The organism is Streptomyces sp. AF1A (assembly GCF_047340315.1).
Taxonomy (GTDB): domain Bacteria; phylum Actinomycetota; class Actinomycetes; order Streptomycetales; family Streptomycetaceae; genus Streptomyces.
On record NZ_JBLEBI010000055.1, the window covers coordinates 25,778 to 36,183 of the forward strand.

General features: G+C 72.4%; 11 protein-coding genes. 6 read left to right on the top strand and 5 right to left on the bottom strand.

The genetic code is table 11. The features are described 5' to 3' along the window. Positions 1-2 precede the first annotated feature (2 nt). Both ACLU3S_RS17450 and ACLU3S_RS17455 read right to left on the bottom strand, forming a co-directional pair. Positions 3-752 (bottom strand): ABC transporter permease, encoded by a 750-nt coding sequence (locus tag ACLU3S_RS17450; protein WP_413952791.1) that lies wholly within the window; start codon positions 750-752, stop codon positions 3-5. Positions 753-762: 10 nt separating this feature from the next. Next, the gene (locus ACLU3S_RS17455; protein WP_413952792.1) at positions 763-1,548 is read right to left on the bottom strand and encodes an ABC transporter ATP-binding protein; all 786 of its coding nucleotides are present in this window, start codon (positions 1,546-1,548) and stop codon (positions 763-765) included. Positions 1,549-1,628: 80 nt separating this feature from the next. Between ACLU3S_RS17455 and ACLU3S_RS17460 the strand changes: the two genes are divergently transcribed. The 4 genes from ACLU3S_RS17460 to ACLU3S_RS17475 all read left to right on the top strand — a co-directional run bounded on the left by ACLU3S_RS17460 (position 1,629) and on the right by ACLU3S_RS17475 (position 6,474). Next, positions 1,629-2,270, top strand: a complete 642-nt coding sequence (locus tag ACLU3S_RS17460) for a TetR/AcrR family transcriptional regulator (protein WP_413952793.1) — start codon at positions 1,629-1,631, stop codon at positions 2,268-2,270. Positions 2,271-2,436: 166 nt separating this feature from the next. Beyond that, positions 2,437-3,285, top strand: coding sequence for a 3-hydroxyacyl-CoA dehydrogenase family protein (locus ACLU3S_RS17465; RefSeq protein WP_413952794.1), 849 nt, complete (start codon positions 2,437-2,439; stop codon positions 3,283-3,285). A 162-nt stretch (positions 3,286-3,447) separates the two neighbouring features. After that, on the top strand, positions 3,448-3,771 hold the full coding sequence (locus tag ACLU3S_RS17470) for an STAS domain-containing protein (RefSeq protein WP_031171888.1): 324 nt from the start codon (positions 3,448-3,450) through the stop codon (positions 3,769-3,771). Positions 3,772-4,038: 267 nt separating this feature from the next. Beyond that, positions 4,039-6,474 (top strand): ATP-binding protein, encoded by a 2,436-nt coding sequence (locus ACLU3S_RS17475; protein WP_413952795.1) that lies wholly within the window; start codon positions 4,039-4,041, stop codon positions 6,472-6,474. A gap of 22 nt (positions 6,475-6,496) precedes the next feature. On the opposite strand, the gene nucS is transcribed toward ACLU3S_RS17475, so the two are convergent. Continuing rightward, positions 6,497-7,168, bottom strand: coding sequence for an endonuclease NucS (gene nucS / locus ACLU3S_RS17480; protein WP_413952796.1), 672 nt, complete (start codon positions 7,166-7,168; stop codon positions 6,497-6,499). A gap of 277 nt (positions 7,169-7,445) precedes the next feature. On the opposite strand from nucS, the gene ACLU3S_RS17485 reads away from it, so the two are divergent. Further along, positions 7,446-7,838, top strand: a complete 393-nt coding sequence (locus ACLU3S_RS17485; protein ID WP_413952797.1) for an SCO5389 family protein — start codon at positions 7,446-7,448, stop codon at positions 7,836-7,838. 118 nt (positions 7,839-7,956) lie between these two features. Here ACLU3S_RS17485 and ACLU3S_RS17490 read toward each other — a convergent pair whose 3' ends face one another. Next, complete coding sequence (locus ACLU3S_RS17490; RefSeq protein ID WP_413952798.1) at positions 7,957-8,985, bottom strand: LLM class flavin-dependent oxidoreductase; 1,029 nt, start codon at positions 8,983-8,985, stop codon at positions 7,957-7,959. A gap of 222 nt (positions 8,986-9,207) precedes the next feature. Here ACLU3S_RS17490 and ACLU3S_RS17495 point away from each other — a divergent pair, with 222 nt between their 5' ends. Next, the gene (locus ACLU3S_RS17495) at positions 9,208-9,540 is read left to right on the top strand and encodes an ATP/GTP-binding protein (RefSeq protein ID WP_413952799.1); all 333 of its coding nucleotides are present in this window, start codon (positions 9,208-9,210) and stop codon (positions 9,538-9,540) included. An 8-nt stretch (positions 9,541-9,548) separates the two neighbouring features. Here the strand turns inward: ACLU3S_RS17495 and ACLU3S_RS17500 are convergent. Then, on the bottom strand, positions 9,549-10,406 hold an 858-nt coding region (locus ACLU3S_RS17500; RefSeq protein ID WP_413952800.1), incomplete at its 5' end, for an ABC transporter permease.

Genomic DNA, 10,406 nt, shown 5'->3' on the forward strand with positions numbered 1-10,406 from the left:
AGTTACGCCCCGGCCGTCCGGAACACTCGTGTGCCCGCCGTCACGGCCAGGGCGGCGGAACCGACGGCGACGAGGACGCCGTAGAGCATGTGTGCGGTGGCGTAGTGGCCGACGTAGGCGTCACGCACCGCGTCCACCAGGTAGCGGAACGGGACGAGGTGCGAGAGCACGTCCAGCCAGGCGGGCGCGAGGGTCATCGGCAGCATCAGGCCGGACAGCAGCATCGACGGCATCGACACCGCGTTGATCAGCGGCCCGAACTCCTGCGGGGTGCGGACCTTGGTCGCCAGCGCGTACGACAGCGAGGCCAGGGACACCGTGAGGAGGGCGACGAACCCGAAGCCGATGAGCACGCCCGGCAGCGGCGCGCGCAGGCCCATCGCGAGCGCGGCCAGCACCAGGAGCACCGCCTGGAACACGAAGACCGTGGCGTCGCGCAGCACCCGGCCGAGCAGCAGCGCGAGGCGGCTGACCGGCGTCACCCGCATCCGATCGAGCACCCCCTGGGCGTTCTCCATGATGATCGTGAAGCCCGCGAACAGGGCGCCGAACAGCCCGAGTTGGAGCAGCAGGCCGGGCACGAGCACCTGCCACGAGCTGCCCGCTGCGCCGAGCGGCAGGCCGGTGAGCAGCGGGCCGAAGAAGAGCAGATAGAGCAGCGGCGTCAGCACGCCGAAGAGCAGCGCGAAGCGGGAGCGCAGGGACTGGCGCAGGTAGCGGCCGTAGACGAGGGCCGTGTCGTGGATCAGCATGTCGGCGCTCCTATACGGCGACGGGGGCGGGGCCGGCGGGGGCGGGGCCGCGGCCGGTGAGGGCGAGGAAGGCGTCCTGGAGCGTGGCGTCGATCGAGCCGGCGTGCGCCAGCTTGAGCGCGCTCGGGGTGCCCTCGGCCGCGACGACACCGCCGTCGACGATCACCAGCCGGTCGGCGAGGGCGTCGGCCTCGTCCAGGTAGTGGGTGGTCAGGAAGACGGTCGTGCCGTGCTCGTCGCGCAGCCGGCGGACCAGGTCCCACAGGTCGGCGCGGCTGCCGGGGTCGAGGCCGGTCGTCGGCTCGTCCAGGAACAGCACCCGGGGGCGGTGGGTGAGGGCCATCGCGATGTCCAGGCGGCGCCGCCGGCCGCCGGAGAGCGCGCCGGCCTTGCGGTCGAGCACGTCGGTGAGGCCCAGCTCACGGGCGAGTTCCGCGGCCCGCGCGACCGCCTCGGCCTTCGGCAGGCGGTACATCCGGCCCTGGGTGACCAGTTCCTCCCGCACGGTGATCTGCGGGTCGGTACCGCCGGACTGGGCGACGTACCCGCAGGCCCGGCGCACCCCGGCCGGGTCGGTCGCGAGGTCGTGCCCGGCGACGGCGGCCGTGCCGCCGGTCGGCCTGAGCAGGGTGGTGAGCATGCGCAGGGTGGTCGTCTTGCCGGCCCCGTTGGGCCCGAGGAAGCCGAGGATCTCGCCCTTGTGGACGGTGAGGTCGATGCCGCGTACGGCGGCCACGGGGCCGCCCTTGGTCTGGAAGGTGCGGGCGAGGCCCGCAGCGCTGATGACTGCTGCCATGTCGCACAGAAAAACAGAGTCTCTTAAAATTTGCAATGACCCCAAGTTTTCAGTTCATCCAGCGAAGCTAGGATGCGGGCATGGCTGAGGGGCTCAGGGAGCGGAAGAAGCGGCAGACCAGGCAGTACATCTCGGACGTCGCCACCGGGCTGTTCGTCGAGCGCGGCTTCGACGCGGTGACCGTCGCGGAGATCGCCGAGGCGGCGAACGTCTCCGTCAACACGGTCTACAACTACTTCCCGGCCAAGGAGGACCTCTTCTTCGACCGCTCCGCCGGCATGGCCGACCGCCTCGCCCGCTGGGTCCGCGGCCGGCCGGAGGGGGAGTCCGCCGCCGCCGCGGTCCTGCGCGAGCTGCGCGAGGAGGTCGAGGCGGTGTCCCCGCGGATCGGCCTGCTCCCCGGCTACGCGGCCTTCATGCGGGTCATCGAGGAGGCCCCCGCCCTGCGCTCCCGGCTGTGGGCACTCGCCCAGGAGGTGCAGGCCAACCTGGAGCGTGCGCTGCGCGAGGAGACCGGCGCGGCCGACGACGACGAACTGCCGAACCTGATGGCCGGTCAGATCGGCTGGATCCACAGCACGGTCGTCGCGGTCATCGGGCGCGAGATGGCCAAGGGGCGCGAACCGCGCGAAGTGTCACGAGAAGTACTCGCCCTCCTCGACGACATCGAGGAACTGCTGAGCGAGAGGGTGCTCGGCTACGCGGTGCGCGGCGCCGCCTGACGCCGTGCGGGCCGCCCCACCGGCCGGAAGCCGTCCGCCAATTGGGACGTGACCGGTGTCTCACGCCCTGAGACAGTGACACGCATTACTTACCGTCCTCAAGGGACCACGGGAGCGCTAGGGTCCGCCGAAGAGGCAGACGTCAACAGCGGGAGAGGGAGTCGGAGTGGCACGGAAGCTCGCCGTCATCGGGGCCGGTCTCATGGGGTCCGGCATCGCCCAGGTCGCCGCGCAGGCGGGCTGGGACGTCGTCCTGCGCGACGTCACCGACGAGGCGCTGGGGCGCGGCACCGACGGCATCAAGGCCTCGTACGACAAGTTCGTGAGCAAGGGCAAGCTACAGGCGCAGGACGCCGAGGCCGCCCTGGCCCGCATCACCGCGACCACCGACCTGGACGCCGCCGCCGACGCCGACGTCGTGGTCGAGGCCGTCTTCGAAAAGCTCGAGGTCAAGCACGAGATCTTCCGCGCGCTCGACAAGCTCGTGCGCGAGGACACCGTGCTCGCCTCGAACACCTCCGCGATCCCGATCACCAAGATCGCGGCCGTCACCGAGCGCCCCGAACGGGTCGTCGGCGTGCACTTCTTCTCGCCGGTGCCGATGATGCAGCTGGTCGAGCTCGTCCGCGGCTACAAGACGAGCGACGAAACCCTCGCCACCGCGCGGGAGTTCGCGGAGTCCGTCGGCAAGACCTGCATCGTCGTCAACCGGGACGTCGCCGGGTTCGTCACCACCCGGCTCATCTCCGCCCTGGTCGTCGAGGCGGTCAAGCTCTACGAGTCGGGCGTCGCCACCGCCGAGGACATCGACCTCGCCTGCAAGCTGGGCTTCGGCCACGCGATGGGCCCGCTCGCCACCGCCGACCTCACGGGCGTGGACATCCTGCTGCACGCCACCGGGAACATCTACACCGAGTCCCAGGACGAGAAGTTCGCCCCGCCGGAGCTGATGCGGCGCATGGTGGACGCCGGCGACATCGGCCGCAAGAGCGGACAGGGTTTCTACACCTACTGAACCTGCTGAGACGTCCCGATACCGGCATTCACCCCACGCGTTATCACTCGCAAGGGTGAATTCGGTCTCGGTTCGCTTACAAACAGCAACCGCACCGCCACTCACACAGTCAGACGTTGCAACGTCACGGAGTACGCCAACCGCACTCAACGGGGAGCGCATATGTACATCAGGGGCGACCACGCCGAGCTGGTCGTCGGGGGCCGCCTCGACGTGCGCAGCGCGGCGGACGCCCGTACGGCCCTGCACTCGGCCGTCGACGACGGGGTCGGCGACCTGGTGCTCGACCTGTCCGAACTGGACTCCTGGGACGCCACCGGACTCGGGGTGATCATGGGCGCCCACCGGCGGGCCGGCCGCTGCGGACGCCGCCTGGTGCTGCGCGGCGTACCGCCCCAGATGCAGCGCCTGCTGGTGGCCACCCGGCTGCACCGCATCCTCGCCATCGAGGGCGGGATCGGGGTCGAGTCGCTGCCCCGTGTGTGAGGGGCGTACCGGTGTGAACGGGGCGACGGGAAAGACCCGGGCGCACCCGTCGAAGCGCGCGTCGGGCGCAATCCTCACCGGACTGTGACGTCTCGGACCCCGCGGCACCCCACTCTGTCGGAGATACTGACCGAAGGTTTAGGGTTCGGTCGCCCGCCGCCTCGCCACCCTCGACCGAGCGGGCCCGGACCAGAAGCGACAGCGCGGTGTGCAGCAGGCCGGGAGGGGCCGGAAACGGGCACACGACGCTTTTGGGGGCTTGAACCTATGGACCCGATGAACCCGGGAGCCGAGGAGCACGGCCAGGCGCTCAGCCGCCGCCCGCCGCGGGACTCCCTCCCCGCCGACTTCGCCCCGAGTGCGCCCGCGCCCGTGCGCACCGCGCGCCTCGTCACCGGCGACCTGCTGCTGACCGTCAACCCCGTGGACGGCAGCGAGATAGAGCCCTGCCCGCCGGCCGAGCGCCCCGGCACGCCCCGCAAGCGCACGGCCGCCGAACGCGACGAGGTGGAGCGCGCCGCCCGGCCCCCGGTGCCGCCGGGCCCCGCCCAGCCTCAGTTCTCCCTCCTGGAGCGCCAGGACGAGCGCGAACGCCTGGTCCGCCTGCTGGCCCGGGGCCGCTCCGTGCGCCTGACCGGCCCCGGCGGCTCCGGCCGCACCGCGCTGCTCGATCTGGTCGCCGAGGACTGCCTCGACCTCGCTCCGGACGGCGTGGTACGCCTGAGCGGCTTCCACCGCACCACGGGCGACCTGCAGTACGACCTCTTCCACGCCGTATACGACGCCCCCGGGCGCCGCCCCGAACGCGACGAACTGCTCGAACTCCTGGCGCAGATCGGCGCGGTCGTCGTCGTGGACGACCTCGAGTTCGGCGGCACCGCGCTGGACGAGCTGCTCGACGCCACCCCTGAGTGCGCGTTCCTGCTCGCCGCCACCCCGGACGTGCCCGCCCCCTCCGCCGGCTCCGAGGTCGAGGAGGTCTTCCTGAGCGGCCTCGACCGCGCGGCCGGCGTGGAGATCCTGGAGCGCTCCGCCGGCCGGGTGCTCACCGAGGAGGAGTCCAACTGGGCGGGCGACCTGTGGTTCGAGTCCGAGGGACTGCCGCTGCGCTTCGTCCAGGCGGGCGCCCTGCTCCGGCAGCGCGACCAACTGCGCGCCGAGACCGGCCTCGTCGACGAGTACGGCGTCTTCGAGGACGTACGGCCCTCCGCCGACCCGGCCGTCGAGGCGGAGGCCGAGGAGGTCCCGCTGCCCTCCCTCGGCGAGGCCGCGGCCCCCGCGCCGCTGCTCGCCACCCGGCTGAGCGCGTCCGCCCGCGCCACCCTCCGCTTCGCGGTCGCCCTGGGCGGCGAGGTCCCGCACCAGGCGCACCTGCCCGCCCTCGTCGGCGACACCCACGCCGACGCCGCCCTCGGGGAGCTGGCGAGCTGCGGACTGGTCTCCCCGGTCGGCTCCCGCTACCGCCTCGCGGCCGGGGTGCAGGCCCAGCTGGAGGCCGCCGGGTACGCCGAGGACGCCCCGGCCCAGGCGGCCGCCGCCGCCCAGCACTACGCCTGGTGGGCCGGTCACCCCTCGGTGGGCCCGGAGCGGGTGTGCGCGGAGGCCGACGCGGTGCTCGCGGCGCTCTCGGCCGTGGTCGCGGACACCGTGCCGCCCGCCGAGGGCGAGGAGAGCGGCGCCGTACGGCTCGCCCGCAGGGCCGCGCCCGCGTTCGCCGCGGGACTTGACTGGAGCGCCTGGGAACGGGCCCTGCGCTCCGGCGCCGAGGCCTCCCGGCTCGCCGGTGAGGTGCACGAACAGGCCTACTTCCACCATGAGTTGGGCATCCTCGCGCTGTGCCTCGGCCAGCTCGACCGCTCCCGCGCCGAGTTGGAGGCGTCCATCGGGCTGCGCGGCGCGCTCGCCGACAAGCGGGGCACCGTCGCCGGCCGCCGGGCCCTGGCCCTGGTCGCCGACCGCGCGGGCGACCTGCCCGCGGTGGCCGCCCTGGCCGCCATGGCGGGCGAGGAACTGCCGGAGGTGCGGCACGAGGAGTCGGCGCTGCCGCCCGCCTACGACACCCTGGTCACCGGCCCGCCTCCCGTCCCGCCGGCGCGGGGAACGGGCCTGCGGCGGCTGGCCCGCCGCAACCTCGTGGCGGCCGGCTCCGGGGCGCTGCTCGTCGCGGTGCTCGGCACGGTCGTCACGCTCGGCATGACCTCGCACGAGAGCGCCGACAAGAACCCGGCCGGCAAGGTCGACGTCAACCCGACCGCCGGCGAGAGCATCGACGACGGCGGCCTGGGCGCGGACCCGAAGGACGGCGGCAACGGCTCCGGCGGCAAGCGGAGCACGCCGAGCGCCCGGCCGACGAACCCGGGACCCGATGGCACCTACGGCACGACGGACGACCCGACGCCCCCGTCGGCCACGACGAGCCCGTCGGCCCGTCCGAGCGGGACGCGGGGTTCCGGCGGCGGCAGTACGTCCCCGAAGCCGTCGAAGTCGACGACGAAGCCGGGCTCGCCGAAGCCGAGCCATTCGACTCCGACGGGCACGCCGTCGACACCGTCCACGCCCCCCACGGACACGTCTACCGGGACCCCCACGGACCCCCCGACCACCACCGACTCGGCGAGCGGACCGGTGGCGTCCAGCAGTTCCGCGAGCGCCTCGCAGAGCGGGACCACGGGATCGCCGAGCGCCTCGGGCGGGGTGATGTAAACCCGGGCCGGGGCAGGGGCGTTCAGAACAGCCGCAGCTTGTCGTCCTGGATGCCGCGCAGCGCGTCGTAGTCGAGGATCTGGCAGCTGATGCCGCGGTCCGTGGCGAGGACGCGGGCCTGGGGCTTGATCTCCTGGGCCGCGAAGACGCCGCGGACCGGGGCCAGGTGCGGGTCGCGGTTCAACAGCTCCAGATAGCGCGTGAGTTGCTCGACGCCGTCGATCTCGCCCCGGCGCTTGATCTCGACGGCCACCGTCCCGCCGTCCGCGTCCCGGCACAGGATGTCCACCGGGCCGATCGCGGTCATGTACTCGCGCCGGATGAGCGTGTAGCCCTCGCCGAGCGTCTCGATGCGGTCGGCGAGCAGTTCCTGCAGGTGCGCTTCCACGCCGTCCTTGATCAGGCCGGGGTCCACGCCGAGTTCGTGCGAGGAGTCGTGGAGGATCTCCTCCATCGTGATGATCAGTTTCTCGCCCGCTTTGTTGACGACGGTCCACACGCCCTCGTCCTCGCCGGTGCCCTCCTTCAGCGTGCAGGGCGGCGACATCCAGTTGAGGGGCTTGTAGGCCCGGTCGTCGGCGTGGATGGAGACGCTGCCGTCCGCCTTGACCAGGATCAGGCGGGGCGCCGAGGGCAGGTGGGCGGTGAGCCGGCCGGCGTAGTCGACCGAGCATCGGGCAATGACGAGACGCATGGTCGGCAACGCTACTCGACGCGCGCCGGTGCGTGCGATCCGCCCGTCACGCTCCCCGGGTATCGCCCCAATTGTCCCTGGAAACTCTTGTTCATCCTTGGCCGATTGTGGGCGTAACCAGACCGTTCCATATACGCATTCTGCTGGTGTGGTAACCGACGGTTGCCTACCGTAGGGAACGGGAGGTCGCGGTCCATGTACTAAGCGTGTTCGACATCGCGAACCCCCTTTATCTGTCCGGCAACCCCTGCTGTTCGGGGGTGCGAGAGGAGAACCCATGTCGCTCGACGTCTCACCGGCCCTACTCGAACAGGCCGAGCGAGGCGAGGTCGACGAAGCAGCATTCGTCGACTGCGTCCGGACCTCCCTGCCCTACGCGTGGGAGATGATCAGCTCCCTGGTGGCCCAGCTGAAGGTGGACGGCGGCCCCTTCGCCGACAACCAGACGCCCCCGCCGGACGAGCAGGCACGCGGCCAGCTGCTGCGTGCGCTCGCGAGTGACGCCATCCGCGGCGCCCTGCAGCGGCACTTCGGTGTGCGGCTCGCCTTCCAGAACTGCCATCGGGTGGCGGTGTTCCCGCCGGACGCCTCGGCGGACGAGACGCTGGCCCGCTTCACGTCGGTGCGCAGCCAGTTGCTGAACCAGTCGCCGGAGCTTCGGGACTGCTGACGCACGCCTGCGCCACCGACCGAGGCAGTGAGCCGCCTGCTTGCCGCTCCATCCGCGGGAGGTGCATTCAGTACTGGGGCGGCAAGCCCCCCAGGGTGGCTTGCCCGGTGCCGGGCGGTCAGCGCAACTGGGGCAGCACCTCGGCGCCCAGGCGCCGCAGGTTCTCCTCGGTCGCCGCCAGATCGCCCGAGCCCTCGACCAGGAGGGCGAAGCGGGAGATGCCGGTGCGCTCCGAGGTGGCCGCGAGCCGGTCGGCGGCGAGTCGCGGGGTGCCCACCGGGTGCAGGCCGCAGAGCAGTTCGGTGTAGGCGTGCGGGTCCCGCATCGAGCGCGCCCGGCCGTCGACCGTCACATGGGCCTCCAGCCCCTGCTTCAGCCAGCCCGGCATCGCCTTCAGCAGCGTCTCCGCGGCGTCCGTGCGCCGGTCGGCGAGCTGGCAGACCCCGGCCGAGACATGGGCGGCGGCCGCGATCTCCTCGGCCGGCCGGCCCGCCGCGCGGGCGCAGCGCCGCCACAGGCCGACCATCTCGGCCTTCTCCTCGTCCCCGACGTGCATCCCGAGCAGCATCGCCAGCCCGCGCTCGGCGGCCAGCCGGACGGTCGCCGGGGAGGTGCACGCGACGACGACCTCCGGCCCCGGCCCCTCCGTCAGGGCCTCCGACGGGCGCGGCACGACGGGCACCTCGCGGAAGGAGAACCGTTCGCCGTCGGCCGCCACGGAGGGCTCGCGCAGCCAGCGCAGCAGCAGATCGAGCGATTCCGGGAACCCGTGTTCGTACGCCTCCAGGCCGGCGCCGAACACCTCCAGGTCCACCCACGGCCCGCCGCGGCCCACGCCCAGGCTGAAGCGCCCGCCGCTGGTCAGGTGCAGCAGCGCGGCCTGCTCGCCGAGGGCCACCGGGTGCGCGGTGGGCAGTACGCTGACGGCCGTGCCCACCCGGATGCGGCGGGTGCGGCCGAGCAGCAGGGCGGCCAGGGTGACCGCCGACGGGCAGGTGCCGTACGGCACGAAGTGGTGCTCGGCGAGCCACACCGAGTCCAGTCCGGCCTCCTCGGCCACCTCCGCCGAGCGGACCGCCCGGTACAGGGCCTCCCCCTGGCCCTGGCCCGGGAACTGGGCGCCCAGCACAAAGGTTCCTACGTACATCTCGTTTCCTGCTTCCTTGGCTCCGACCCGGAGCTCCCCCGCCCGGCATAACCGTCTGACACGTGCGCAGGACACGGCCTGGCGGCGTAATTTGCGGATTGTCTTCAGAATGGGCCGCCCCGGAGGGGGACTTGCACCGTTTGACGCCGTACGCGTACCCCGCTCGGCGGCGCGTAGGCTGGGAGCAGACCGTGCTCCCTGTATAGCCCCGAGAGGTGTCCCGTGTCCCCGCGTCGCAACCGACCGAACCCCGCCGGCTGGTCCGGCCGGAGCGCCGAGGACGACCGCGCCGGCCGGTACGGCGGCTGGCAGTCCACGGAGAGCTGGCAGGGCGAGGACTGGAGCGTGCGCCATGTCGCCGGGGCGAGCGCCGAGGGCAAGACCTACCGCTGCCCGGGCTGCGACCAGTTGATCCCCTCCGGCGTGCCGCACGTGGTGGCCTGGCCGGAGCACGCGGGCGTGGACGACCGCCGGCACTGGCACAAGGCGTGCTGGAACGCGAAGGACCGCCGCACCACGCGGGTGCAGCGGTCCCGTAACGCGCCGAGGTTCTGAGCCCGGGGCTACACGTCCCTGCTGTGCAGCAGGGCGTAGGCGCCCGCGTACGCCACGGCCGCCACCCCCAGCATGATCCACAGCGGGTCCCAGCCCGACGGTCCCGACGAGCTCAGGGAGTTCGAGTAGAACACGCTCATCTGGTTCGGGATCGAGTACTCCAGCAGCCAGTCGCGGACCTTGTGCAGCGACTCGGAGAACATGAACAGCGCGATCACCAGGGGCGCGAGCAGAGCGCCGATCATGATGGTGATGGCGCCCGCCGAGTGCCGGATGATCGAGCCGATGAGCAGCGAGACCAGGCCGAGCAGGGCGATGTAGAGGCTGACGCCGACGGTGGCCTTGAACCACTCGGTGCCGGTGGGCGTGCGCGCGCCGTGGCCCTGGACCATGGAGGCCTGCACCATGGCCACGAAGGCGGCGGCGGCCAGCGTGATCACGAAGGCGACGGCGGTGAACACGATCGCCTTGGCGGCCAGCACCCGGCCGCGGCTCGGGCACGCCGTCATCGTCGTACGGATCATGCCGGTGCCGTACTCGGAGGCGGTGGTCAGCACGCCGAGCGTCATGATGCACATGCTGCCGAGCAGCAGCCCGAAGAAGCCGAGCTGCAGCGGGTTCGTGCCGCCCATGTCCGAGGAGGAGTGGGTGACCACCACGCCGGCCAGCAGGCCGATGCCGACGACGAGGACCGCGAACACGCCGAGCGTCCACATCGTCGACCGGATCGACTTGATCTTCGTCCACTCGGAGGCCAGCGCGTGCCCGAGGTGGGTGCGCACGACCGGGATCGGCGAGGTGTAGCCGGCGTAGGAGCCGCCGGGCGCGGCTGCCGGGGCCTGCGGCATCGGGGGCTGGTGCGTGCT